General features: G+C 41.5%; 27 protein-coding genes. 18 read left to right on the top strand and 9 right to left on the bottom strand.

Annotated features, from left to right (window positions below):
- The 5 genes from FTT84_RS06685 to ppk1 form a co-directional block, all read left to right on the top strand.
- Positions 1-166: zinc ribbon domain-containing protein (locus tag FTT84_RS06685; protein ID WP_180191836.1), on the top strand; the 166-nt coding region annotated here is incomplete at its 5' end.
- A gap of 84 nt (positions 167-250) precedes the next feature.
- Positions 251-640, top strand: coding sequence for a hypothetical protein (locus tag FTT84_RS06680; RefSeq protein ID WP_180080506.1), 390 nt, complete (start codon positions 251-253; stop codon positions 638-640).
- Positions 641-713: 73 nt separating this feature from the next.
- Positions 714-1,364 carry a bifunctional nicotinamidase/pyrazinamidase gene (pncA, locus tag FTT84_RS06675; RefSeq protein ID WP_067761725.1) on the top strand — a complete coding sequence of 217 codons (651 nt, stop codon included), beginning with the start codon at positions 714-716 and terminating at the stop codon, positions 1,362-1,364.
- A 75-nt stretch (positions 1,365-1,439) separates the two neighbouring features.
- Positions 1,440-2,408 carry a bile acid:sodium symporter family protein gene (locus FTT84_RS06670; RefSeq protein ID WP_180080509.1) on the top strand — a complete coding sequence of 323 codons (969 nt, stop codon included), beginning with the start codon at positions 1,440-1,442 and terminating at the stop codon, positions 2,406-2,408.
- A gap of 192 nt (positions 2,409-2,600) precedes the next feature.
- Complete coding sequence (gene ppk1, locus FTT84_RS06665) at positions 2,601-4,664, top strand: polyphosphate kinase 1 (RefSeq protein WP_180057986.1); 2,064 nt, start codon at positions 2,601-2,603, stop codon at positions 4,662-4,664.
- Between the two features lie 53 nt (positions 4,665-4,717).
- Here the strand turns inward: ppk1 and FTT84_RS06660 are convergent, their stop codons facing one another.
- Positions 4,718-5,971: a hypothetical protein gene (locus FTT84_RS06660; protein WP_067761718.1), complete on the bottom strand. Its 1,254-nt coding sequence runs from the start codon at positions 5,969-5,971 to the stop codon at positions 4,718-4,720.
- A gap of 77 nt (positions 5,972-6,048) precedes the next feature.
- Here FTT84_RS06660 and serB point away from each other — a divergent pair, with 77 nt between their 5' ends.
- From serB to FTT84_RS06640, 4 genes are all read left to right on the top strand, one after another.
- The gene (serB, locus tag FTT84_RS06655; protein ID WP_180080512.1) at positions 6,049-7,269 is read left to right on the top strand and encodes a phosphoserine phosphatase SerB; all 1,221 of its coding nucleotides are present in this window, start codon (positions 6,049-6,051) and stop codon (positions 7,267-7,269) included.
- A gap of 415 nt (positions 7,270-7,684) precedes the next feature.
- Positions 7,685-8,017, top strand: coding sequence for a ciprofloxacin tolerance protein AciT (aciT, locus tag FTT84_RS06650; RefSeq protein ID WP_067761836.1), 333 nt, complete (start codon positions 7,685-7,687; stop codon positions 8,015-8,017).
- A 151-nt stretch (positions 8,018-8,168) separates the two neighbouring features.
- Positions 8,169-8,648: an SCP2 sterol-binding domain-containing protein gene (locus tag FTT84_RS06645; RefSeq protein WP_180080515.1), complete on the top strand. Its 480-nt coding sequence runs from the start codon at positions 8,169-8,171 to the stop codon at positions 8,646-8,648.
- 67 nt (positions 8,649-8,715) lie between these two features.
- Positions 8,716-9,225 carry a hypothetical protein gene (locus tag FTT84_RS06640; RefSeq protein WP_180080518.1) on the top strand — a complete coding sequence of 170 codons (510 nt, stop codon included), beginning with the start codon at positions 8,716-8,718 and terminating at the stop codon, positions 9,223-9,225.
- A gap of 64 nt (positions 9,226-9,289) precedes the next feature.
- Here the strand turns inward: FTT84_RS06640 and dtd are convergent, their stop codons facing one another.
- Positions 9,290-9,730 carry a D-aminoacyl-tRNA deacylase gene (gene dtd, locus FTT84_RS06635; protein WP_180080521.1) on the bottom strand — a complete coding sequence of 147 codons (441 nt, stop codon included), beginning with the start codon at positions 9,728-9,730 and terminating at the stop codon, positions 9,290-9,292.
- Positions 9,731-9,959: 229 nt separating this feature from the next.
- Here dtd and FTT84_RS06630 point away from each other — a divergent pair, with 229 nt between their 5' ends.
- The 5 genes from FTT84_RS06630 (at position 9,960) to asd (ending at position 15,358) form a co-directional block, all read left to right on the top strand.
- Positions 9,960-11,477: a catalase gene (locus FTT84_RS06630; protein WP_180080524.1), complete on the top strand. Its 1,518-nt coding sequence runs from the start codon at positions 9,960-9,962 to the stop codon at positions 11,475-11,477.
- A 176-nt stretch (positions 11,478-11,653) separates the two neighbouring features.
- Positions 11,654-12,154 (top strand): ankyrin repeat domain-containing protein, encoded by a 501-nt coding sequence (locus FTT84_RS06625; protein WP_180080526.1) that lies wholly within the window; start codon positions 11,654-11,656, stop codon positions 12,152-12,154.
- Between the two features lie 146 nt (positions 12,155-12,300).
- Entirely contained in the window at positions 12,301-13,509 is a 1,209-nt protein-coding gene (gene pncB, locus FTT84_RS06620; protein ID WP_067761704.1) for a nicotinate phosphoribosyltransferase, read from the top strand.
- A gap of 152 nt (positions 13,510-13,661) precedes the next feature.
- Entirely contained in the window at positions 13,662-14,510 is an 849-nt protein-coding gene (locus FTT84_RS06615) for a sulfurtransferase (protein ID WP_067761834.1), read from the top strand.
- Positions 14,507-15,358 carry an archaetidylserine decarboxylase gene (gene asd / locus FTT84_RS06610; protein WP_180080529.1) on the top strand — a complete coding sequence of 284 codons (852 nt, stop codon included), beginning with the start codon at positions 14,507-14,509 and terminating at the stop codon, positions 15,356-15,358. Before FTT84_RS06615 ends, asd begins: the two co-directional genes overlap by 4 nt.
- 157 nt (positions 15,359-15,515) lie before the next feature.
- Here the strand turns inward: asd and FTT84_RS06605 are convergent, their stop codons facing one another.
- Complete coding sequence (locus tag FTT84_RS06605) at positions 15,516-16,115, bottom strand: SPOR domain-containing protein (protein ID WP_067761700.1); 600 nt, start codon at positions 16,113-16,115, stop codon at positions 15,516-15,518.
- Positions 16,116-16,417: 302 nt separating this feature from the next.
- Positions 16,418-18,208: an arginine--tRNA ligase gene (argS, locus tag FTT84_RS06600; RefSeq protein ID WP_067761698.1), complete on the bottom strand. Its 1,791-nt coding sequence runs from the start codon at positions 18,206-18,208 to the stop codon at positions 16,418-16,420.
- 178 nt (positions 18,209-18,386) lie between these two features.
- On the opposite strand from argS, the gene FTT84_RS06595 reads away from it, so the two are divergent.
- Positions 18,387-18,674 (top strand): DUF2798 domain-containing protein, encoded by a 288-nt coding sequence (locus FTT84_RS06595; protein WP_067761696.1) that lies wholly within the window; start codon positions 18,387-18,389, stop codon positions 18,672-18,674.
- 94 nt (positions 18,675-18,768) lie between these two features.
- Here FTT84_RS06595 and FTT84_RS06590 read toward each other — a convergent pair whose 3' ends face one another.
- The 4 genes from FTT84_RS06590 to FTT84_RS06575 form a co-directional block, all read right to left on the bottom strand.
- Positions 18,769-19,362: a hypothetical protein gene (locus FTT84_RS06590; protein WP_180080531.1), complete on the bottom strand. Its 594-nt coding sequence runs from the start codon at positions 19,360-19,362 to the stop codon at positions 18,769-18,771.
- A 99-nt stretch (positions 19,363-19,461) separates the two neighbouring features.
- Complete coding sequence (locus FTT84_RS06585) at positions 19,462-20,778, bottom strand: DUF445 domain-containing protein (RefSeq protein WP_180080533.1); 1,317 nt, start codon at positions 20,776-20,778, stop codon at positions 19,462-19,464.
- Between the two features lie 25 nt (positions 20,779-20,803).
- Positions 20,804-21,361 (bottom strand): hypothetical protein, encoded by a 558-nt coding sequence (locus FTT84_RS06580; RefSeq protein WP_067761690.1) that lies wholly within the window; start codon positions 21,359-21,361, stop codon positions 20,804-20,806.
- 58 nt (positions 21,362-21,419) lie between these two features.
- On the bottom strand, positions 21,420-21,959 hold the full coding sequence (locus tag FTT84_RS06575) for a DUF924 family protein (RefSeq protein WP_180080535.1): 540 nt from the start codon (positions 21,957-21,959) through the stop codon (positions 21,420-21,422).
- Between the two features lie 210 nt (positions 21,960-22,169).
- On the opposite strand from FTT84_RS06575, the gene gshA reads away from it, so the two are divergent.
- Complete coding sequence (gene gshA / locus FTT84_RS06570) at positions 22,170-23,747, top strand: glutamate--cysteine ligase (RefSeq protein ID WP_067761686.1); 1,578 nt, start codon at positions 22,170-22,172, stop codon at positions 23,745-23,747.
- Positions 23,748-23,765: 18 nt separating this feature from the next.
- Positions 23,766-24,293 carry a disulfide bond formation protein B gene (locus tag FTT84_RS06565; RefSeq protein WP_180058001.1) on the top strand — a complete coding sequence of 176 codons (528 nt, stop codon included), beginning with the start codon at positions 23,766-23,768 and terminating at the stop codon, positions 24,291-24,293.
- 51 nt (positions 24,294-24,344) lie between these two features.
- Here FTT84_RS06565 and FTT84_RS06560 read toward each other — a convergent pair whose 3' ends face one another.
- The gene (locus tag FTT84_RS06560) at positions 24,345-25,676 is read right to left on the bottom strand and encodes an alpha/beta hydrolase (RefSeq protein WP_067761682.1); all 1,332 of its coding nucleotides are present in this window, start codon (positions 25,674-25,676) and stop codon (positions 24,345-24,347) included.
- A gap of 242 nt (positions 25,677-25,918) precedes the next feature.
- On the opposite strand from FTT84_RS06560, the gene FTT84_RS06555 reads away from it, so the two are divergent.
- Positions 25,919-26,518 carry a YqiA/YcfP family alpha/beta fold hydrolase gene (locus tag FTT84_RS06555; protein WP_067761680.1) on the top strand — a complete coding sequence of 200 codons (600 nt, stop codon included), beginning with the start codon at positions 25,919-25,921 and terminating at the stop codon, positions 26,516-26,518.
- The last annotated feature ends 159 nt before the right edge of the window (positions 26,519-26,677 follow it).

Here is a 26,677-nt window from a genome sequence, read left to right as displayed (position 1 = left end):
GACAGATCTTGGAATAAGAGAATGGGAGTGCATGAGCTGTGGTACAGCTCATGATCGAGATATAAACTCAGCTCTAAACATTCTTGCGCTTGGGCATAAGCGTCTAGCTGTAGGAATCACCCTTTTTAAGGGGGTGAGGATGTCAATGCGACAATTTAAGACCTGATAAAGCAAACTCATTGATAAAACAGTTTTAAAAAATGAAATAATAAGTCGAAAAAAGAAGACGAATAAATAAAATTGAGGTGCTATGTTTGAAAAGAAATTGGTTGCACAATTTAAAGTGGATCAACGTGAATTTAGTTTAAAGCTATATCAATATGAAGTTACACTCGAACTCAAACAAGTATTTAAGCGCAGTACGCAACAACCACAGCGTAACGCATGGCTCGCCTTTGCTGATGAGCCAACTTATGAAGATGTGTCGGAAAATATAAATGCTTTTGCGGTGATGCAGCAGACACGCGAGCATTTAGTCAATTATATTCAGCGTCAGCAACCTCGCTATTTTTATTTTCATGCTTCGACTGCACGTAAAGCCCGAATTTACCCACGATTTGCGCGGCAATTAATACAACATTTGCCGAAGTATCGTTATTGTCAGGATGGGCAGTCATTTTATTTTTATGCGTTAGACTAAATACTACAACTTAAATTTTGAAATACAGCCAGCTTGGCTTTACGCATTTTATGCATTGGAATGGATTGAAATTATGCAGAAAAATACCGCACTGATTGTTGTCGATGTACAAAATGGTTTTACCCCCGGGGGGAATTTGGCGGTTGCACATGCAGACCAAATTATTCCGGGGATTAATCAGCTCGGGCAGTATTTCAAGAATATTGTATTAACGCAGGACTGGCATCCAGCCGATCATATTTCCTTTGCTGAAAATCATCAGGGTCATGCACCTTATGACAGTATTGAGCTGAGCTATGGCACACAGGTGCTTTGGCCAGCACATTGTGTACAAGGCACAAAAGATGCAGAGCTACATCCAGATTTAAATTTACCAAGTGCACAATTGGTCATTCGAAAAGGTTTTCATCAACACATTGATAGCTATTCTGCATTTATGGAAGCTGATCAACAGACCTCAACAGGACTGGCCGGATATTTACGTGAGCGCGGTATCGACACAGTTTTTGTAGTCGGTATTGCAACAGACTTTTGTGTAGCGTGGACGGCGATGGATGCATGTAAATTAGGTTTTGAAACTTATGTCATTGCTGACTTAACCAAAGGTATTGATTTGCAAGGTTCATTACAACACGCTTGGCAGGAGATGTTAGCCAAAGGGGTAAAACGTATTTACCTGAAAGATATTGTGCAGCAACATGCTCAGGCCGTATCTTTGACCTAAGGTGTTCCAGTAATATTCTAAGAAAAGGCACAATGAGGTGCCTTTTTTAATTTCCCCTACCAATGGAAGATGACAATGTCGGCTTTCTTAAAATTCACACAATTTATTCAAAAGACTTTTGCGCTGTGGGTCTTGTTGTTTGCTGGCATAGCCATGTTGCTACCAGACTTATTTGTATGGCTAAAAGCCTATATTCCATGGATGTTAGGTATCATCATGCTTGGTATGGGCATGACCATGACGCTAGGTGATTTTAAAAGTGTATTACAAAGCCCGAAAGCAGTGGTGATAGGGGTATTAGCACAATTCATCGTGATGCCAGGTTTAGCTTTTGCACTGTGTAAATTATTGCAATTACCGACGGAGATTGCGATTGGGGTGATTTTGGTGGGATGTTGCCCTGGGGGAACGGCTTCTAATGTCATCACTTATATGGCGAAGGGCAATACGGCGCTTTCGGTGGCATGTACGTCAGTTTCAACATTACTTGCTCCGATTTTGACCCCTGCTATTTTTTACCTGTTGGCGAGTCAGTGGATTGAAATTAATGCCATGTCGATGTTGGTATCAATTTTACAAGTGGTGTTGTTCCCGATCATTGTTGGTTTAATTATTCGCACCATTTTTAAAAGCAAAGTTGAAGCCTATATTCAGGTCATGCCTTTAATTTCAGTGGTGGCGATCGTTGCGATTGTGGCTGCGATTATTGCTGGCAGTCGGGTGCAGATTTTAGAGTCTGGTCTATTGATTTTAGCTGTGGTGGCTTTGCATAACGGTTTGGGTTATTTATTGGGCTTTTGGGCCAGCCGCTTGTTTAAATTGCCTTATGCTGACTGTAAAGCCGTATCGATTGAAGTCGGTATGCAAAACTCAGGTTTGGGTGTGGCTTTGGCTGCGACCCATTTTGCTGCATTACCTTTGACCGCAGTTCCAAGTGCGATTTTCAGCCTATGGCATAATATTTCAGGGCCTGCTTTGGCAACCTATTGGGCCAGTCGTAGCGAAGAGCCATCTAAAACCTCTCAACCGACAGATTCACGTTAAAACGTATTTCAAAATGAAAAGGAGAGCATCGCTCTCCTTTTATATTTTTTTATATGAAGATGAATGGAGTAAAACAATCAATCTAAAGGTTTTTAGCCCAATCCTAAGCTTTGTAACATAAATGTCATAACTGCTGCCTAACATGCCGGCTAAACACTTTATATAGACTGTTTTAAGCAGCATTGAGAGGGTATGGAACATTTTCAGCATTCATCTGAAACCTATTTTAATCGTGAATTATCGCTTTTGGCCTTTCATCGTCGGGTTTTGGCACAAGCATTAGATGATCAATTACCTTTATTAGAACGGTTGAATTTTCTCATTATTTTTTCACGAAATTTGGATGAATTTTTTGAAATTCGTATTGCAGGATTGATGAAACAACGTGATTTGAATGCCATAGCGCGTACACCAGATGCAATCCCAACTGAAGTGATTTTGGATGAATTGTCTGAGATCATCCATCAAACAGTACAGCAGCAATACAATGTGCTAAATCATGCGATTCTTCCAGCTCTGCAAGCACAAGGCATTCGCTTTATTCAGTTCCAAGATATATTAGAAAAGCATAAGCCATGGATTAGTCAGTATTTTAGTAAAGAAGTGCAGCCTGTCCTGACGCCAATCAGCTTAGATCCATCGCATCCATTTCCTCGGTTAGTTAATAAAAGCTTAAATTTTATTGTCAGTCTTGAAGGCAAAGATGCCTTTGGCCGTGCAATTGAGATGGCGATTGTGCCAGCACCGCGTTCCTTGCCCCGACTCATTCACATGCCGGCTGATGTTGCGGGAAATACCGATACGCAAATCTTTTTGACTGCAATTATTCAACAGCATATCAATGAACTATTTCCGGGTATGAAAGCCAAAGGCTGTTATGCCTTTCGTGTGACGCGGAATGCCGATTTGGTTTTGGCTGAAGATGTCGATGATTTAGCCGTGGCATTGAAAGATGAATTATCGTCACGACGCTTTGGTCGCGCTGTGCGCCTCGAAATTGAAGATGATTGCCCACAAACTATTATTGATTATTTGCTGAATGAATTTGATTTGACCCCCAACGAACTTTATCGCATTGATGGTCCAATTAATTTATCGCGTTTAAGCACTAGTTTTAAACGCCCAGAGCTAAAATATCCAATCTATACGCCAGTGATACCCAAAGTTTTACGTAAGCAAACTGGTATGTTTGATGTGCTCAAGTCGCAAGATGTGCTTTTGCATCATCCTTTTGATTCATTTCAGCCTGTGATTAATTTATTGCGTGAAGCGGCGAAAGATCCAAAAGTTTTGGCGATTAAACAAACTTTATACCGCAGTGGCCCTGATTCTGAAATTGTACAAGTGCTTGCCGAAGCGGCTCGTAATGGTAAGGAAGTAACGGCTGTCATTGAACTGCGTGCGCGTTTCGATGAAGAATCAAATATTACCGTGGCGAATATTCTGCAAGAAGCTGGTGCTGTCGTGGTATATGGCATAGTGGGATATAAGACCCACGCCAAAATGATTTTAATCGTTCGCCGAGAAAATAATCAGCTACTACGCTATGTCCATTTAGGCACTGGAAACTATCATGCTGGCAATGCTCGCATGTACACGGATTATGGCTTGATGACCACGCAGCCAGATATTTGTGAAGACGTACACCGAATGTTCCAAGAGCTGACGGGCATGGGCAAAATGGCCAAATTAAAAGCCTTGTTACACGCACCTTTTACTTTACACATCGAATTGCTCAAGTTAATTGAACAGGAAATTGACTGTGCCAAAGTGGGTCAATCTGCGCGAATTATCATTAAGGTCAATGCTTTGACTGAGCCACAATTGATCGCTGCTTTATATCGTGCTTCTCAAGCAGGTGTGCAGGTCGATTTAATCGTACGTTCAATTTGTTGCTTGATCCCACAGGTTAAGGATTTATCTGAAAATATTCATGTTCGTTCAGTGGTAGGGCGTTTCTTAGAACATACGCGGGTGTATTATTTTGAGCAGGGTGGAGAAAAGCGTTTGTACTGTGCCAGTGCGGACTGGATGGGGCGTAACCTATTTTCTCGGGTAGAAACGTGTTTTCCAATTGTGGACGGTCGTTTGAAAAAACGCATTATTAAAGATGGTTTGTTGAATTATTTACAAGACAATCAAAATGCTTGGGAATTACAATCGGACGGGCAGTGGTTCAAAGTAAATGGTGTTGAAAATGAAGCGGTGCACAGTGCGCAGCGTTATTTGATAGAACAAAAAGCTTCAACGGTTTAAGCCCGTTGAATAAAAAAATCCCGCCTAAGGCGGGATTTTTTTATTCGGTAGAATTAAGAAGCTTTCGATTGCTTCGACTTTAAAATTTCAGTACGGAAACTTTGTGCCAATTCGGCTGCATCACTGTCCATACCATTGATAATAAAGGCGTGTCGAGTGAGTACATTAGTTGGATTTGGCAAGCTGACCAACTGGAAGTGATCGGCAATGTCTTTTAATAATGTGGTTGGCACATGCATCGCACTTTCTTTAGCAGATAATTGTTGTACCAAACGCTCGGCCGCTTGAACAGAAGAAAGCTGCATCGCCTCCACTGAGCTTGAAATTGCACTGCGAGTTTGCAGTACGAAACGCTTTTCTTCACGGTAGCGCTTATATAAAACATCAGACAATAATTGGAACACAGCACTGATCATCGTCAAGCAACGTAACGCATCAGGTGTATCAGCAGTCATGCTGATGGTTGCGCCATGCTCATCAAATTTGTGCACGGTGCTAATGTCTGAACTGTTAAGTTTGTAGTGTTGCAAACACAGTTCGGTGGCTTTATTTAAGAAAATTTGACACAAATTAAAATATGGCACAGAAACAGTTTTATTGACCGTATCGAGCAATTGTTTCGGATCATAAAATTGAATATTCAATGCCAAGCTATTGCTATCGAGTACCACAGGTTTAATTTCTTTATGTTTGGCCTTGGCTTGCGCATTTTGCTGCGCCTGCGCAATCGCAACGGCAGCATTATGCTTTTCTTGCTCTAATGCTTGGGTCAATGTTTGAATTTCATGTTTCAAACGAGATACGTTGTTAATGCGCGCCAAATATTCTGTACGGCTTGGACGGGCAATAGCACGATAGGCTAACCATAATAAACCGTGTAAGAACAATGAAAATAGAATCGCTGCCCATTGGGTACGTAGAATCTCACCAATGCTTGGTTTAATCAGGGTAATTTCAACGGTGCCGACTTTTTTCTCATTTTGTAGAGCATCACGAACAAATATTTCGCCATCACGGGTTTTGGTCAAACCACCGGTTGCTAATACTTGATTGTTGGCATTTAAGATCCGAATAGATGCAACACTCGGATTTGTCGCATAGCGATCAGCCAATAATGCTAAAGACACAGTATTGGCAGGTTCCAACTCAGATAAACTGTCTGTGACCAATTGAGTGGTCATGAGCTGTCCCTGACTGGCACGGTTTTCGTTCAGTTGGTGGGTTGTTGCCAATACCAATAAAAAGGTATGTAAAGCGAAACAAACTACTAATAGGCTAGCAAATAGCCCTTGTCTAGGCGCATTCAACGTAAACTTCCAAGGCAATTCTATTCAATTTCGATTATGATTCTTACAATAGTTGTAGCTCAGACCCGAGTCAATTCATGCGAGAAATCATTCTTATATCATTTTTAGGACCTGACCAACCTAATCAATTTACACGATTAATGCAGGTTCTGTCCGCTCATTCCTTACAGATTTTAGATGTTGGACAAGCAGTCATCCATAATCAGCTGACTTTAGGTATTGTTGTTTCGTCGGAAGATCAGACTGCGACAGCATTAGCCATGAAGGAAATGTTGATTTTAGCACATGATATTGGCTTAACAGTGCGCTTTAAACCAATCTCTACAACAGAATATCAACAATGGGTAAATGAGGGAGGCCGTACACGCTATATCGTGACGGCACTTGCGCCAGAATTGCAGGCTTCTCATTTACAGGCAGTTACAAATATTGTGTCGAGCCAAGGCTTCAATATTGAAACTGTGACCCGTTTATCGGGTCGTGCTGAGTTAGAGGGAGCTGTTGAGGGGCCGAAACGTGCCTGTGTTCAGTTTGGTCTGAAAGGGCAAATGTTAGATGCAACCGCAATGCGTGCTGCTTGCTTACGTCTGTCTACTGAATTGGGCGTAGACGTAGCAGTTCAGGAAGACAATGCTTACCGTCGTAACCGCCGTTTGGTTTGTTTCGACATGGACTCTACCTTAATTGAGCAAGAAGTCATTGATGAACTTGCCATTGAAGCAGGCGTGGGTGCGCAAGTGGCTGAAATCACTGAGCGTGCAATGCAAGGTGAATTGGACTTCCAAGCCAGCTTCCGTGCACGTGTGGCGTTACTTAAAGGTATGGATGCATCTGTACTGCCAAAAATTGCTGAACGTCTTACCGTGACCGAAGGTGCTGAACGCTTAATTTCAACTTTGAAAGCATTGGGTTACCGCACCGCCATTTTGTCGGGTGGCTTCCAATATTTTGCTGAATATCTTCAAGCCAAACTCGGCATTGATGAAGTGCACGCCAATGTGCTTGACGTGCAAGATGGTGTGGTGACAGGTGAAGTAAAAGGCCACATTGTGGATGGTGCACGTAAAGCATTTTTATTGACTCAAATTGCTGAAGAAATGGGAATTTCACTGGAGCAAGCCATTGCTGTGGGTGATGGTGCCAATGACTTACCAATGTTGTCATTGGCAGGTCTTGGCGTGGCGTTCCGTGCTAAGCCATTGGTACGCCAAAATGCCAATCAAGCCATTTCAAGTGTTGGCTTAGATGGGGTGCTTTACCTATTGGGTGTACATGATAAAGATTTAAACCGTGCTTAAATAAGTTTGGTTTGATATTTTAAACGCAGCATTCTTGCTGCGTTTTTTTATACCAATTCAAGTCGCTGTCCGATGAGTGGTAAATAAAAATTGTTGATAAAAACAACGATTAACAGCATTCGAAAAATTAATTTATTTAGGCAAAAAAGCATGGTTTTTTTTGTAATGACACGCGAGACGAGATGTCATCATTGTTCCAGAAATTATCTAAAAAGAAAAAATGTAATGACAAAATAATGTTGCGACAAGGTGTGTCGCAAGGACAAAAATACAGACTTTTTTTATGCAAAAAACTCAGCATAATGCTTGCAAGAGATTGAGATCGACCAAATCTATTTACTGAATACACAGTAGTGAGACAGGTCAGCATCCTGTCACAACAAGAGATGTCACCTGTCACATGACGGAGGTTTTTATGTTAACAGCGAATTTAGCAACCATCGTTGGCCTGAGCTTGGTATCGGCTGCTGTGATTGCTGTTTTCTTCTCGCCTTATCGTCGCTGGTTGGGTTTTATGCTAGCGGGGATGCTGGTGTGGGGGCTGATTGAAGTGATTCGTTATGGCACACAAACCATGTTCGAATTGCCTGTGACCTATAGTTATTTAACAGCGCTAATGGCAGCTATGGTGGTCTTCACTTTGGTGTTATTACGTGAAGATCGTCGTGCTGAACGCGCATTAGCAAAACGCCAATGTATTGAACATACACCGGTCTATGATGAAGAACAGCAGTGCTCTAGTCGTTAATTTAAAAAATAACAAAACAAAATGCGCCCAAGGGCGCATTTTTTATGAACTCATCAGTGAGTATAGAGATACAAAGGCTTACTTCTGAAAACCGAAGTTATGGTAGGATGAAGCCAGTCAATTTTCCAACAATTACAATAGGCTTCAAGTCATGAAACTATCATCCATTCCTGTCGTAAAACTTCCTTTCGTTGATGTCAGTACAGATCCATTAGACTTACTCGTGGCAGGTCTGGCTCTTCGTATGAAACAGTTAGCACGTACTAGCCCAAAATTTATTGAATTGGTGCATGAACGTCAGTTCCGTATACAAATTGGTACGGACTTGGGGCTAGCACGTCAAATTATTGTAAATAATGGTCAGATTGATACGGTTGCTGGTGATGCGGAAAAAGCTGATTTCGTTTTACAGTTTGCAGACAGTGAGCAGGGTGTGAAAACGCTAATGAAAGGCGATCCAACTGCATTTATGACAGGTATGCAAAATGGCAGTATTAAAATGGAAGGTGATTTTGGCCTATTGGTTTGGTTTAACCAAGTTGCCAAATTGATTCCACCTAAGCTGCCAAAACCAGTGAAAGAAAAAATCAAACTGGCACGTGCATTTATTAAAGAGAAAACCGGTAAATAAATTTAATTTTCATTGAAATTTAAAGCTTTTTTGGTAAGAATACCTCCGCTTTTTAGGGGGTATTTTTATGAAAAAATTAATTACATCGGGTTTAATTGCCGCATCATTAACAATGACAGGTTGTGCAAGCATTATTTCGGGGTCAACTCAAACTTTAACGTTTAAGTCAGTGCCAGATGAAGCATCGATTTCGATTACAAATAAAGCTGGAGAAAAAGTACATACTGGCATCACACCTGCAACTGTTACTTTAAAACGTGGCACTGGATACTTTAAACCTGCAGCTTATGAGGTGACATTTAAAAAAGATGGCTATCAAACAAAGACTGTACAGGTAACAGGAACGGTAAATGGTTGGTATGTCGCTAATATTATTTTTGGCGGACTTATTGGTTTGTTAATTGTTGATCCAGCAACGGGTGCAATGTATACATTGAATCCGTCTGATGTAAATGTGGTATTAGATGCGAATCAAACAACTGCTGCACAGAAAAATGAGCAATCATTAACAGTTATGCTTGTGAAAGATATTCCAGTAGATATGATGCAACGCGCAAAATTAATTACAACGCTGTAAAAGCTGAGATTTAATTTAAGTAATAAAAAAGCCCTCAACTGAGGGCTTTTTTATTACTTCGTTTTTATTCAATTTCTAAATTAAAAGTGACCGGCCCATCATTAACTAAATGTACTTTCATATCCGCTGCAAAAATGCCTGTCTGTACATTTTTAAATTGTGATTTTGCATAGTCGACCAATTGTTCATAGAGGGCTTTTGCTTCGCTTGGCGGCATAGCTGGGCCAAAATCAGGACGTAAACCTTTTTGCGTCTGTGCCATGAGGGTAAATTGAGAAACCAATAATATGCCACCATCTGCTTGGCTCACATTCCATCCCATTTTGCCTTGTTCATCATCAAAAAAACGATATTTCAAAATCTTATCAATCAGCTTTTTGCCTTTCTCAAAATTATCATCTTTGCCAAGTCCCAAAAAAACCAAAATACCGTGATTGATTTCACCGGTCACTTGACCATCGACCACGACTTTGGCTTCAAGAACTCGTTGTAACAAGGCACGCATATATAGGTCCAAATAGTTCAGATAAAGAGGACAATGATTGTAGCAAAGCTCAGCTTTTGTTTAATCAGAACTGATGTTTTTTTGATCTTAATTAATTGAAAAATAAATGGTCAATATTTAATAATCTGAATATACGATTGAAATAATAAATATTATCTGTTTTGTCTCTATAAAGAATATCCGTATCTTTAGCGGTGCAGGAAAGGTATTTAATTTAGAGAGATAGACCATGTTTAAGCGTTCTTTGCTGGTTGCAATGCTTGCAACAGTTACAGCTGCGACTCAAGCTGCGGCGTTAACTAAAGACAACGGTGCACCTGTAGGTGACAACCAAAACTCAATTACAGCAGGTCCTAACGGTTCTGTATTGCTTCAAGATGTGCAATTAGTACAAAAATTACAGCGTTTTGGTCGTGAGCGTATTCCTGAGCGTGTTGTACACGCACGTGGTACAGGTGCTTACGGTGAGTTCGTAGCAACTAAAGATTTATCTGATCTAACAGTAGCTTCATTGTTCAAAGCAGGGACTAAAACTCCTGTATTCCTACGTTTCTCTACAGTAATTCACGGTAAACATTCGCCAGAAACTCTACGTGACCCGCACGGTTTCGCGATCAAGTTCTACACTCAAGAAGGTAACTGGGATTTAGTGGGTAACCAAACTCCAGTATTCTTCATCCGTGATGCAATCAAATTCCCTGACTTCATTCACGCAATGAAGCCAAGCCCAATTGACAACGTTCAAGACGCGAACCGCGTATTTGACTTTTTGTCTAGCCAACCATGGGCAACCAACATGTTGACTTATGTGTATGGTAACCTAGGTGTTCCAACTAGCTACCGTGAACAAGACGGCTTCGGTGTACACGCATTCAAACTGTACAACGATAAAGGCGAATACAAATACGTGAAGTTCAACTTCCGCTCTAAACAAGGCGTGAAAGGTCTGAACGTTAAAGAAGCGGGTGAGTTACAAGGTAAAGACTTCAACCACTTGACTAACGATTTGTACAAAAACATCAACGCGGGTAACTTCCCTAAATGGGATCTTTACATCCAAGTTATGGATCCTAAAGACCTTGGTAAGTTTGACTTCGATCCACTAGATCCAACTAAAATCTGGCCAACTAACCTAGTTCCAGAAACTAAAGTGGGTACGTTGACACTTAACCGTATGCCGAAAAACTTCTTCCAAGAAACGGAACAAGTGGCATTGGCTCCAGGTAACTTAGTACCAGGTATCGAGCCATCAGAAGACCGTCTATTACAAGGTCGTATCTTCTCTTACTCAGATACTCAAATGTACCGTTTGGGTGCGAACCACCAACAAATTCCTGTAAACCGTCCAGTGGTTAATGTGAACAACAACAACCAAGATGGCTACATGAACGTTGGCGGTACTTCATCTAACGTGAACTACGAACCAAGCCGTATTGAGCCAAAACCTGCGACTGCTAAAGCACGTGCGGTAGAAACTCCACTTTCTGGCACAGTTCAACAACGTGCTGTGAAAGAGCAAAACTTCAAGCAAGCGGGTGAACTTTACCGTTCATACACTGCTAAAGAAAAAGACAACTTAATCATGAATTTAGCAGCTGACTTAGGCAACGTTAAAGATTCAGAAACGAAACACATCATGTTGTCTTACTTCTACAAAGCAGATGCTGACTACGGTACACGTATGACGAAGGCTGTAAACGGTAATATCGCGACTGTTAAAGCGAAAGCAGCTCAATTGAAAGACTAATTTCGATTCGTCAATCAAATCGGTGACTAGGGTATAGGAGTCACCACCGAGAAGTCCTGTAAAACTCAAATCCTTTCCTGCAACCCTAGGGGAGTTTTACAGGCACTCTTTTCTGAATGTTTTTTCAAAACCGTTGTTTTACACCTTTGTAATTTTGATTCTTGTTGGAGTTCATCATGAAAGCTTTGAAGCACGCAATATTTATGAGTCTTTTTGCAGCGAGTACGGCATTCGCAACGGCTACAGTTGCTGCAGATATCTCCCCGACTCAGGCGTCTGAAAGTCATCAGGTGGCCTCACAACAAGAACTAATCAATTTATTCTTTGCGGCTGCGAAAATAGGCAATCAAGAAGTGATAGATGAGTTCTTAAAAAAAGGCTTTCCTGTGGATGTACGTAATGGCTCAGGCTTCACACCCTTGATGATGGCGACTTACTATGGTCACCAACCTATTGTGACGACATTGTTAGCCTATGGAGCAGATCGCTGCGCACGTGACAATAAAGGCAACACTGCGCTGATGGGTGCAATGTTTAAACTGGAGTGGGCGATTGCCAAACAATTGCGCCAAGTTGACTGTGATATGAATGCGCAACAAACTGGGCAGAAAACAGCAGAGCAGTTTGCACGTGAGTTTGGTCAGGAAGAGAAATATCAGCAATTATTGAAAAAATAACCGCAAAATAAGTTTTTCATCCTGCTGAAAAATACTGAAAAAGCCGATGATTTGAGTGAATTAATACTGAATTCAACCAAATCAATCGGCTTTTTTCAAATAAAGTATGCTTTAATGCAATGAGTTGATAAAAACTGAAAGTCTTTATGTCTCCAATCATTCACTCTTTATTAGACACAGATCTATATAAATTCACCATGCTTCAGGTGGTGTTGCACAAATTTCCTCAAACCCACAGCGTTTATCATTTCCGTTGCCGTAATTTGGACGACACAGTTTATCCGCTGGTTGAGATTTTGGATGATTTGAACAGCCAACTCGACATGCTTTGCCAGTTAAAATTCAAAGAAGATGAACTGACTTATTTACGTAGCTTACGTTTTATTAAAAGTGACTTTGTTGATTATCTCGAATTATTCCAATTAAAACGCCGTTTTATTAAAGCGGGTATTGATGATGAAGGTCGCCTCGATATTTGGGTAGAAGGCCCAATGGTTCAAGCGATGATGTTCGAAATCTTTGTTTTAGCCATCGTCAATGAACTATATTTCCAACGTATTCGTACACCTGAAGTTTTAGCCGAAGGTGAGCGCCGTTTACAGCATAAAATTGCCTTACTGAAACAGTATGAAGCACAGCAAAATCCAAACGATCCACCATTCTTGGTGTCTGATTTTGGTACGCGTCGTCGTTATAGTTATGCATGGCAAAAGCATGTAATTGAAGAATTTAATCAGGCTTCGCCGTATATTTTCCGTGGTACCAGTAATGTTCTGATTGCCAAAGACTTGAACATTACTCCAATTGGTACCATGGCGCATGAGTTCCTACAAGCGTTCCAAGCGCTTGATGTTCGTCTACGTAACTTCCAAAAGTCTGCGCTAGAAACATGGGTACAGGAATACCGCGGTGATTTAGGTATTGCCTTGACCGATGTGGTTGGAATGGATGCATTCTTACGTGATTTCGACCTGTACTTTGCCAAATTGTTTGATGGTTTACGCCATGATAGTGGTGACCCATATGAATGGGGTGACAAAGCATATGCACACTATAAAAAGCTTAAAATTGACAGTAAAACCAAAATGCTGACTTTCAGTGATGGCTTGAACATTGAAAAAGCTTGGGATTTACACAATTACTTTAAAGACCGTTTCCAAGTGAGTTTTGGTATTGGCACCAACTTGACCAATGATATGGGGCAAACTGCACTGAATATCGTGTTGAAGTTGGTTGAATGTAATGGTCAATCTGTGGCAAAAATTTCCGACAGTCCGGGTAAAACCATGACGGATAACGACACCTTCTTGGCTTATTTACGTCAGGTTTTTGACATCTCTGAAGTGAGCGCTTAAGCACAGTTTTAGATAAAACTTAAAAAGCCGAATCAATGATTCGGCTTTTTTATATCTAAAATATTGCTAAAGGAATGCAAAAATTCAGAATAATAGTGAAAATGACTTATGCTAAGATCAAATTCAATCGGGCAAAGTACAACACGAAAACGATGACTGCATCTACATTTAATTTTGGTCTGCTGATTGAAGCAGAAGATTTAGTGCCTCATTTGGGCAACGAAAAACTACGGATTATTGACCTCAGTCGTCGTTCGGTGTATGACCAATTACATATCCCGCATGCCTTACATGTACAACCTAAACTATTGGTACGCCAAGATGAACAAGCGATGGGGCTATTGCCTGATCAGGCCGGTTTAGAACAGCTGATTGCTTACCTGAATATCACACCAGAACATCATGTGGTGGTGTATGACGATGAAGGGGGGGCATGGGCAGGGCGTTTAATTTGGAACTTACATTGCCTCGGTTTTGAAAATACCAGTTTACTGAACGGTGGTATTCATGCGTGGTTAGGTGCGGGCTTGCCAACCTCATCAGACGTTGAGCAGTTTGCACCAGTATCTCCATTGGTGACTGTCGATGTGCAAGCACGTGAACAGTACCAAACGACTTACGAGACGCTGCTGGAACAGGTACAGCAGCAACAGGTACAAGTATGGGATTGCCGTACCGAAGATGAATATACCGGACTACGTTTAGCCGCGCGACGCGGCGGTCACATTCCAGGTGCACGTCATTTCGAATGGAGTACTGCCCTAAACCGACAAAATCATTTAAAATTGCATCCTTTAGAACGCACACAACAACGCTTAGAACAATTGGGATTCAATTTAAACGAACCTGTCGTGGTGTACTGTCAGTCTCATCATCGTTCAGGCTTGGCTTATATATTGGGACGTTTACTCGGTTGGAACATTCAAGCTTATGATGGTGCGTGGAGCGAGTGGGGCAACCGACTCGATAGTCCTGTGATCACCGGAGAGTTGCCGTCTTGAGCCTTACATCTCAGTTAAAAAAACAAATTTTTATTCAAGCACAGCGTGTTGTTCCGCAGCATAAATTATCACGTATTGTCGGTAAGCTTGCAGCAAGTGAAAATCCTGTAGTGAAAAATGCCGTAATTACTGCATTTAAAGCGCAGTATGGCATCGATATGTCGATTGCTGAACAAAGCAATGCCTTAAAATTTAAGTCATTCAATGAGTTTTTCACGCGCTCTTTAAAAGAGGGTGTACGTGAAATTGACAGCAATGCCAATAGTGTTGTTTCACCCGCAGATGGTGCAATTTCTCAACTGGGTAAAATTGAAAATGGTGATGTGTTTCAGGCCAAAGGTCAGAAATTTACGGTTGAAAATTTGATTGCAGATCCACAATTGGCTGAACCCTTTAAAAATGGTCAATTTGCAACTGTGTATCTATCACCAAAAGATTATCACCGCGTACATATGCCATTTGCAGGGACCTTAACTGAAACTCTATATGTGCCAGGTGAGTTGTTCTCAGTGAACCAAACCACTGCGGAAAACATTCCGGGTTTATTTGCGCGCAATGAGCGTATGGTTTGCTTATTTGATACTGAAGTCGGTCGTATGGCTGTGGTACTCGTGGGCGCGATGATCGTTGCAGGGATTGAAACTGTTGCAACAGGGAAGGTAAAGCCAACGGGTCGCTTAGAGTTAAATCAACACGATTTATTCTTGGAAAAAGGTGCCGAACTTGGTCGTTTCTACTTGGGTTCAACAGCTGTGGTTTTATTTGAAGAAAATAAAATGCAATGGGATGCCGCATTCAAAGCCAATTCAACGGTCGTAATGGGCGAAGCAATGGGGCATACACTTTAATCAAGTTTCAATATCATGAAATTCCTTCTCCCTGTGGGAGGAGGTTAGGTGGAGGGAAAGCTTCTTTCCCTTGCAAAGCAGTGCTTCTCATCTCCCACGAGTAAGGGAACACAAGAGATAAAAAAAGCGCCATTTGGCGCTTTTTTAATTCAGTCACTTAGCGTTTTACAACAATTGAGTCGATGCTACTATGACGTAAAGTCTGTTGTGCAATCACAGCGGCTTCTTGTGAATCATAAGGGCCAGACACGACACGGTACCAAATTTTACCGTTTTCATTACTTTGAATCACATCGGCTGATAAACCGTTCAAAATAATTTCAGCACGTCGTGCATCGGCTTGATCAGGATCATCATAACTGCGCACTTGCAGAATATAACTTGCAGCAACAGGCGCAGTTTCTGTGGCTTCTATTCCAGGCTCTGTGGTTTCAACTGGCTTTTGTTCTGGTGCATCAACAATCACCACCGTTTCTTTATTTTCGGTTTCTGGAACAGCTTGTTCAGGAATTGGCGTCACTTGTTGCTGAGGCAACAGGTCGTAGAAACGATAGTCTTTATTGGTTTCTTCCTGATAATGTTCAGACGTAATTTGACCTTTTGGCTTCACAGGCTCCCAAGGTTTCCAAAGCATGAGCGCAACTAAGAAACTCAACACGATTAAAATGATGACAAGTGTACCTAGCCATGCTGGAATCAATGGTTTTTTAGGCTTATTTGGCCGATCAGATACACCGCGCTGCGTTTTTCCAAACACGTGGAAACCTCATTTAATTTTAATTGTCACGAACCACTTTGGGACAGCCCAAAGTAGCAAGTCTTGATTGTTATATATTACATGAGTGTCATCAGGAATTTGTTTAATTTTCACAATTTCAGCACAGCCAAGATGACACGGACATATTGCTGAATATAAACGAAATACAGGCTCATTTCGAGCCTGTATTGAAAAGGATTCTTTTTAGCACAATGCAATTGATGACGCTTAAACCCATGCGCTGTTTTTGTGCATGGGCGATCCCGATGAATTTCTATTGTGTTCGTAACATGAATGGTTGCTTACATGCTTTCAGGAGCACTCACACCGAGTAATTCAAGACCGTTGCGCAGTACTTGTTGCACGTTAACAGAAAGTAATAGGCGCGCTTGTGTTAATTCAGCATCATCACCCAATACTTTATTTTCGTTGTACCAACCGTGGAACAGCGCAGCAAGTTCTTTTAAGTAGTTACCCACTTGGTGTGGTTCATAGCTGTTTGCAGCACGAACAACAATTTCAGGATAAGCAGCAAGTTTAGCCAATACTTCTGTTTCAGCTTCAAGCTCAAGTTTTGCAGCGAACTGGCGAGCATTTTCAGCAGAGAATTGAACATTGGTTGCCACTGCTTTTTCTAACATACGGCAGATACGTGCGTGCGCATATTGAATGTAGTACACCGCATTGTCTTTACTTTGTGACACAGCAAGGTCTAAGTCGAAGTCAATGTGTTGTTCTGATTTACGCATCACGTAGTAGAAACGAGCAGCATCGTTACCGACTTCTTTACGAAGGTCGCGTAAAGTAACGAACTGACCTGAACGTGATGACATTTGTACCATCTCGCCGCCACGCCACAAGCTCACGAACTGAACTAATAGTACAGTTAATTTTTTAGAGTCATAACCTAGAGCATCAATGGCTGCTTTTACACGTGCGATATAACCGTGGTGGTCAGAACCCCAAATATCGATGATGTCTGTATAGCCACGTTGTAATTTATTCAGGTGATATGCGATGTCTGAGGCAAAATAAGTGGTTTGACCGTTACGACGTTTAACAACACGGTCTTTTTCATCGCCAAATTCAGTCGATTTAAACCAAATGTTGCCATCTTTTTCATAAAGGAAGCCACGTTGATCCAGCATTTGTAATGCTTCATCGATTTTTTCAGTCAAAGTTGCTTCGCTGAACCATTGGTTGAAGGTCACACCAAACTCACCAAGGTCATCTTTAATATCATCAAGAATGGCTTTCAGCGCAGCTTGATGGAATACACGGTAGCCTGCAGCCAAATGGTTTTGAGAATTATGAATCAAACCATCAATATGCTTTTCTTTGTCGCCAGAAAGCACCACTTTGTTGCCTTCAGCATCAAGCTCAGCTGCATATTGAACGTCTTCTGGTACATCTTTATAGATGTCCGCAACTGGACGTACATGTGCATCGCCGTCTTGATCAATAATGCTTTGCGCGATTTCTTTAACGTAGTCGCCTTGGTATGCATTTTTAGGGAATACCAATTCCTGACCCGTTAATTCTAAATAACGTAAATAGGTTGAAGTCGCCAAAATATCCATTTGACGGCCAGCATCGTTTACATAATATTCACGGTCAACTTTAGCACCCGTTGCTTCAAGTAGATTAGCAACCGTCATACCGTATGCTGCGCCACGACCATGACCCACGTGTAGGCTAGAAGTTGGGTTTGCAGAAACGAATTCAACTTGAACGCGTTTTTCAGCATTGGCTTGGGTACGACCGAATTGATCTTTCTGAGCCTGAATTTGGTCTAACACAGCAAAGCGTTGGTCTGCATTCAAAAAGAAATTGATAAAGCCAGGACCTGCAATTTCTGCTTTGCTGATATCTGCGACTTCAGGAAGATTTGCGAGAATTTTTTCGGCTAAATCGCGTGGCTTCATACCCGCAGCTTTAGAGGCAATCATAGCAATGTTCGACGCAAAGTCACCATGGCTTCGGTCTTTAGTTCGAGTCAAATTGCTTGAGTTGTTCCAGTCAGATGGGAGTACACCTTCAGCTTGAAGGGATTGCACTGCATGATCGAGCGCTGCTTGTATTGCCGTATTCATAATCAGTCGAAAAATAAACGTCGCAGAAAAACGTTAAATATAGCAAATTTCACACCCTTTAGGTGAATGCATTTTATGTGAAGAAAAAATATTCGATAAAAGTCGGGGATTGCTTATATCGAAAAATACCGATATAAGTGAATTTCAAGCATATAGCTTCCATGTAGGGTGAGAGGGCATGCAACACGAAACCCCTAAAATATTTGGTAATGTTCCCAAGCTCTCAGCGCGTTGGGCATTGATTATTGTGCCTTTTATTCTTTCTTGTCTGATGAGCGGCATTATTTCATTTATTAATATGCTGCGCAATTTGGGGTGGTTTGAGGGCTTTTTGGCCTTGTGGTTTCACAATTGGATGATTTCTTGGGCCATCGCTTTTCCTATTGTGGTAACCCTCCTGCCATTTGTGCGTAAATTTACGGGTCTTTGGGTAGATATGTCAGGGCAGATTCCCCCTAAGAAATAGCAACCCAATTGATTGAATGGCTAAGCCTGAAGTACATATGCGAGGCTTAGCCGAGTTGCATTGGAGGACTGTGGTATTAAGACTTTTTTGCGGATTAAAGCGTGTTACGACAGCTAACGGCTTTGGTGAGTAATTCAGCTTTATTATTTTGAAAAGTATAAAGCTTAGAAGCATTAAATATCTTGATGACTTTGGCTTGTACGATGGCAGTTTTAAAGCTCTGAAATTTAGTACTATTGCTGATGTCGAAAGGATTGCCGTAATTTTTATTGTCGAGTAAGAATTGAATTTGTCCGCTGTTGCTGTCATGGGCTTTCAAAATTTCTTGTCCATCTGCGTTGGTGAGGTTGAAGGTTGGACGTTGATTGGCTACATTACAGTTGAGTTTAAGACTTAAGGTAAATTGATCAGTCGATTTATTTTTAAGTGTTGATGTGCCTTGTTGATCATTTTCAATCAGTACCCACTGATTTTTTGGCATGGTGTTGAGCAAAGTTTCTAGCTGTTGTTGCGTAGTTTTACTGATATCCACCGTACCTTTTTTATCAATTTCAGGCATTTTTTCTTTACCAAACATGCCCATGACTTTGTCACTGACTTGATTACTGGTTTTAGAAATGGTTTGGCAACCAATCAAGCTACTAAAAATTACAATACAAGTGAGGGCTGAAAGGGGACGAAGGGACATAGCTTTTATTGTTCTAATACATGTAGGAAGCTTAATTCTAGCGGTTCTCAGTAGAAAGCTCAAATTGACGGAGAACCACGTTTACCTTGTAGGTGTGTTTTATCCGAGAGGTAACCATTCCACACAGGCACGAATAATCCCTAGTGCTAAACCGATGAAGCCACCCACCACAACGCCGTTTACACGGATCATGTGCAAGTCACCACCAACTTCATTTTCAATTTTATCAATCATTTCACGTGAATCCCATTCGTGGATGCGTTCACTGATAAAACGGATGACTTTTTCGCTGTATTGATCTGATAAATTGACTGCAATATCGCTCATTTTTTCATTGAGTAATTGACGTACCGCCACATTGGAAATGATATTTTCCCCGACTTGTTGAATCGCGACTCTTAAATTTTGTGCAATACCTGAGTCCGGCTTTTGTAGATCAGATTTAATCGCATCACATAAAATCACAACAGCGCCGCTTAAAAAGTTAAGCATTTGTGGGCTGTCTAATAAAGCGTCCTTGGTGCTATTCAAACGTTGGCTGGCTACACTTTGATTGTCTGCCAACTCATGCATGAGTTGCTGTGCCATTTCTTCAATTTTTCGACGCCAAGGATGTTCTGGATCGGCCAACATAGATTCGACACGGTTCACCAATGAATCAATGGTGCGTTGTTGTACATCAATGCCAATCCAACTCGCCCCTTTAGCTAACTTCCACACCCCAAGTTCTTTAAACAACTGGCGTGAAAGGTCGCGGGTTTGTTCTGGATGCTGTGTGACCCAATCATGGGCTAAATCGAGCCCGCGCTGTAACACATCTTGATGGAAATCATTTTCTAAAACAGCACGTAACATCTCACTGGCCAAATGATTGACCTGAGTATTTCGTACCCATTGCACACTGTTGTTTTGAATAAAACGTCCAATTTGCTCTTGACCGACAAATTCAAAAATTTTCGGTACAGTTTGCTGAATGACTTGGGTCACTTGAGCATTGTTGTGTGGGTTAGCTAACCATTTCCCGACAGCTAAAGATAGATCTGTTTCACTTAAACTTTTTTGAACCACTTGAGGAGATAGAAAGTTTTCTTGAACGAAACGTCCCATCGATTCAGCAATTCGGGCTTTGTTACGTGGAATAATTTCGGTGTGATCACGTAAAAATTTAGGAATTGGAATCCGACCAAATGGATTACGAAACAGTACCGTAATGGCATACCAGTCCGCTAAACCACCGACCACACCAGCCTCAGCTGAAAGCATTAAAATATGAATCAGCCAAACATAGTCAGGTAAAAGCTTGGCTGCGATCATCAACGCAATCCACGCGAGCACTGCGACCACTAATGCAATCGTAGCGAAGCGTTTACTGCGTTGTAGACTCGGCGAAACGTTTGGCTGGTCTGTTGGCGTCATCAATATTTAAGTCTCTTCAGTCTGATTATTTTTGTGTCGGAGTAGTTGTAACAGGCAAAGGATGTCCTTGGCTGTCTAGACCATATTTAGCACCGAGCGATTGCAAAATCAAACGGGCATCAAAAGCATCTTGTGGTGCTTTGGCGCGATCTTTATAGCAGGTGATACTGTAGGACACTTGGGTTGGGTCTAACGTCACCACTTGTGGTACATCATAGAACGGTGTTGGCCAAAATCCGGGGTGGCGACGGTAATAACCATAAGGATAAGGCATCGGGTCAGGATAAATTACCGCTTGTCTTGGCGGTTTTTGACTACGGTTACTTGGGTCATCCATCACTTTAAAATATTGGAAACCATTTTGTAGTGTGGTTTGCGCAGCTTTGACCAAAGTAATTTCTTCTGCTGTGCCATAGCTCATATTGGGGCGAGCTTGAAAGCTAATACGGTAGCTTTGCGCATTTAATGGTGTCGCAGAATATTGACCGAGTTGTTCAAAGGTCAAAGGTTTTGATGGGGTTGTGGCACAGCCAGTCAAACCGAGTGCTGTGGTTAAGGCTGCGGCAATGATCATTTTATTCATGTTCATCTCCTGATATCGGTTCATCGCAAAGGGAGAAACTAAGGCGAAAAGCCGAGCGTTAAAAACTTGAATTGGGTTGGGTTAAAAATTCCAATTCTTCGGTGGTTGAGTTACGCCCCAACACGGCATTGCGATGAGGGTAACGTCCAAAACGATCAATAATCACTTTATGTTTTTTTTCAAAATCTAAATTAATTGGATTGCCTAGCTTCTCAAATAATTCTAACGCGCTTTGGTGAATTTTTGCGGATTCACTGTGCATAAAAGGCATATATAAAAATGAGCGCTGCTCCGGTGTTAAATGTTCATCTAGTCCTAAACTAATTGTTTCCTGTGCCAGTGCTAAAGCCAATGCATCTTGGGCAAAAGCAAGCGGAGAATCACGGTATAAATTTCGAGAAAATTGGTCGAGAACGATAATTTCAGCCAAACGCCCTTCAGCATTGTTACGCCATGACCAAAGCTCTGCTTGAGCAGCTTGTTGATGCAGTGCTTTAAACTTTTTTTCGATTAAAACATCAAAATTATTGCTTTTGGCGAACCAGTTCGGGCGGTTCTCCGCTGCAAACCAAAAATCGAGAATATCTTGATAATTCATAAGTTTTATACATAGTTTGTATTTATTTGTTCATAAAATCACAAATTTCAAATGTCATATAGAGTTAGTTTGTGATAAAAAATTGCCAAAAATAAAATCTAGGTTTGTACTTTAACTATACAGCGCGTCAGAAGCTGTCTACAAATCGCGTTATACTGATATAAACTGATGATTTTATTTTAGTAGTTTCTTCCATTAAGCGAGATAGCAATGAGTCAACCCGAATCGACCTCTCAAGATATTTTACCGACTTGGGTGGATTCTTCGCTGATTAAAGGGATGTTGCGCGGCATTGAACGTGAAAGCCTGCGCATGCAAAGCAATGGGTTTTTGTCGCAAGCAGATCACCCGAAAGCCTTGGGTTCGGCATTGACGCATCCGCACATTACTACGGACTATTCTGAAGCCTTGATGGAGTTTATTACTCCGCCAAAAGAAACAATTTCAGAAGCGTTGAATTATCTGAAAGATATTCATGCCGTCACCCATGCGCATTTGGAAAATGGCGAAAAGTTATGGCCACTTTCTATGCCATGTATGCTGGATAAAGAAGAAGACAGCATTCGTTTGGCACAATATGGTACATCCAATATTGGGCGTTTTAAAACCCTGTATCGCCGTGGCTTAGGGGTGCGCTATGGCCGCCGCATGCAAACCATTTCAGGGGTTCATTACAATCTTTCATTCCCTGATCATTTCTTCGAAGCTTTGCAAAAGCATGAAACGGATGACAACTTAAAAGCACTAAGTTTGCAGGATTATCGTAGCCATCGTTATTTTGCTTTGATTCGTAACTTTATTCGTCTAACGCCATTGGTTATGTTCTTGGTGGGGGCGAGTCCATCTGTGTGTAAATGCTTTATGACAGGGCGTGACCACCAATTGCTGCCTTTGATGAAAGGCACGTTATTTTTACCATATTCCACTGCTCTACGTATGGGCAATTTCGGCTATCAAAATTCTGCTCAAAAGCAACTCGGTATCCACTACAACGATATTCAAGGTTATTTAGAAGGTCTACAAAAAGCGGTACATACCCCGTATGCGGCCTTTAGTCATTTAGGTCTAAATGATGAGCAAGGCGAACCGATTCAGATTAATGACCATGTGCTACAAATAGAAAATGAGTACTACAGTTTAGTCCGTCCTAAACAAGTGCCTGAAGCGGGTGAAACGCCATCAGAAGCGCTGCAAAATCGTGGTGTGGGCTATGTTGAATTGCGTGCGGTCGATGTGAACCCGTACAGCCCAATTGGTATTGATGAACATACTGCAGGCTTGCTAGAAGTGGTTGCTTTGTATTGTTTATTGCAAGACAGCCCTGCTTTATTGGATGCTGAACAAAACGAAATTGAACTCAATCAAGCTGAAGTGGTGAACCGTGGTCGTGCGCCGAATGCTGCAATTTTGCAAAATGGTCAATCAATTGCGATTGAAGAATGGTGCCAACAGTATTTGAGCCAGTTACAGCCATTGGCTCAATTGCTTGATGATTCATACAATACAGATATTTACAGCAAGGCCATGCATGTGATGCAATCACGCATCGATGAAGTTGATGAAACCTTGTCCGCTCGTATGATTGAAGATACGTTAGAACATGGGGGCACATGGAGCTTTGGTAGCTTTATGGCGCAGCAACATGCAGATGTGTATGAACAACATCAATTAAGTGCTGAAACAGCCGCATATTTTGCTGAAGCAGCTGAACAGTCTTTGCAAAAACAAGCGCAGCTTGAGCAAGACAGCAGCATCAGCTTTGAAGAATATTTGAAAAATTTTAGATAATAATGAAGAGGATGTACCATGAAATGGAGTTTTCGCTTCGTCAGTGGTTTGTTGTTTGTTGCTAGCGTTATTGGGATGTCATTTGCACTGTTCTTGGAGCATGTGCAAGGCTTAGAACCTTGTCCGCTTTGTGTTTTTCAACGTGTGGGACTGATTGGGTTAGGGATCATTTCTTTGATTGCTTTCTTACATAACCCAGCGTCAAACTTTGGCAAGCGTATTTATGCGTTATTGGGAAGCCTCTCTATTTTATGGTCAGCTGGTGTTGCAGCCCGTCATATTTGGCTGCAAAACTTACCACCGGATAAAGTACCAAGCTGTGGGCCGGGATTGGACTATTGGGTTGAAACCTTACCGATGAAGGCTGTGTTCGAACAAGTGCTGACTGGTTCAGGTGAATGTGCCAAAGTGGATTGGACCTTCTTGGGGCAGTCACTACCAGTATGGTCATTTGTATTCTTTGCTGTGTTGGCCTTAATCAGTTTGTGGCAGTTATTGCGTAAATATCAAACGGCACCTGTGAAACGTCTACGCGATAAATACTAATTTTTCGCTGCATAAAAAATCCCTCATCTGAGGGCTTTTTTATATTTAGCATTAAGTAAGTGCAATACCTTCCAAACTTTCTAAATCCAACATAAATTCATGAATTTGATCAAAGGCTTTATCTTCACTATTAGGATAGAACCAATGCACAATTTGTTCCGCCACCAGCGGGTGATATTGAATTTCAAAGTGATTAAGGCCATAAAAAATAGCTTTATGCGAGTCAGGTACTTTTAATTGGTAGCGTGGGTTTGGGTGTTCCCCTAAAGCACTTTTAACACTGACAAGATAGTCGCCAATCACATGTCGGGTTTTATTACGACGGTGCTCAAACTCAATGGTACCTGCCACCAGATAGGTATTGATATGTGATGGAATCGGGGCAGGCTTACGGTTATCGTCCATGTCACCAATGCGGGCATCATTGTGTTCCCAATCATCATCACGAACACTGCCATGGCGCAGGTCTAGAATTCCATTACTACGAATATTCACGATGTGACCAATAATTTTAACCAGCGGGAATCGGCCCAATTTATCTTGAATATTAAAGCCAAAGCGTTCCAGTACCGCACCGTGATGTGGTGAACCAAGGCAAACCAAATTTTCCACCTGATGGATCCATTGATACATGTTTTGTTTGCCATAGAACAACGCACTTCGTGACACTAAACCGCCCATACTGTGCCCGATCAAATCAATACTGGTAATACCTGGATTACGACGTACCAAATCTTCCATCGTATTGGCAAGACTGCGACCATTGGTGGAAATGCGACGTCCAGTGTTGTAGTTCAAATACAGCATGGTGTTGTGGTCACGCTGGGAGAGTAATTTTTCGCCAATACCACCATATTTATTGGTCGACCACTCCAAATGATTCATACATAAACCATGTACCAATAAGGTAACGCGTCCAGTTAGTTCACCCTTTTGGACAGCACCATAATGATCATATACCACCATAGGCAATGCCATCGGATTATGATATTTCAATAAATAATCACCCAGTACCCCGTTCAATGCACCGACTAGAAAATGCAAAGAGGGTGTGAGCGCTTTATCATGTAAGCGTGGGAATTTTTCAATAATGCTACGTAAAGTAGGCGCAAGCAGATAATTGCCGTAATTGAAAAAGGTGTTATAAGAAAATTCATAAATACGAGCAATGGTTGGCTGTTTATGAAAGGCTTTCGAGCCTTGTTCACTCATGCCAAAAATGCTGATTAATATTTCACGCTGAATGTTTTTGATTAAGTCATGCACTACATCGCTAAAACGCATTGTGACCAACTGTGCCAAGCCTTCCAATACATCAGCTTGGCTGGGCGGTGTGCGGTCCCATTTACAATAGGTTTCATGTAATGGTGTTAAGCTAGGCATCGTTTTCCTATCCTTACATTCAGACCCTCTTTCTAACTTTTATTTTTGGCGAAAAAGGGTGGTGTCTCATTGTTTATTTTATAAATTCTCACGAACAACTTTTACAATACCGAGAACAGTCATCTCAGTGAAAGCTTTTTGTCAGACAATTTTATTAAAAATACAATTTAATAAAATGTGATGTGATTCTCACTTATAAAACACTTTGCATTGAATTTAAAGACTAGTTTTAGGACGAAATGATGAACGTAATTTATCTGCATGGCTTTCAAAGTAGTGCAAATTCAATCAAAGGTCAGTTATTAAGGGACTTTTGTCGAGGTTTTCCCGACACAGAGGTACATTTGCCCGACTTGAATGCGCCACCGCAGCAGGTCATGGATCAGATGTCGAGATTGATTGAAACTTTGGATGATGTTGCACTGGTCGGCAGCAGTTTAGGCGGCTTCTATGCCACACAGTTAGTGGCGAAGTATCACGTGCCTGCTGTGTTGATTAATCCCGCGGTACGTCCTTGGCAGTTATTTCGTGATTTATTTAGTGAAACGGCTTTGCCTTATGTGGTAACTGACAGTTGGACACTTAATGATGCGCAATTGACAGAAATGCAGCACCTAGCTGTTTGTCACATTGCTCATGCAGAACAGCTTTTGGTTTTATTGCAGCAAGGGGATGAAACTTTGGACTATCTGCATGCACAGCAATTTTACAGTGCTGAACAGGCGGGCTGTGCAATGGTCATGACCGAAATCGGTGGCAATCATGGTATGGATAACTTTGCAGAAAAAATACCCATGCTCTTGCAGTTTTTGGCAGATGCTGTAAAAAATAAGCGGGCATAAGAAAAGCGAAAATCAGTCTAATCATACAAAAAAGCAGCTTTACGACATGAATTGACGCATAAATTGACTAAGAAAATGGCGGCTGATACCAAGAGATATGCAATTTATTAAAAAAGCATATACTGTAGCGCTCGAAGAAATGTTTTAACCAAAAAGCAG

Origin of the sequence: Acinetobacter sp. YH01019 (assembly GCF_013420285.1) — a bacterium.
In the GTDB taxonomy this organism is placed as follows: Bacteria; Pseudomonadota; Gammaproteobacteria; order Pseudomonadales; family Moraxellaceae; genus Acinetobacter; species Acinetobacter gandensis.
The sequence above is the reverse complement of the archived record's forward strand: the minus strand, read 5'-3'. Positions and strand labels throughout refer to the sequence as shown.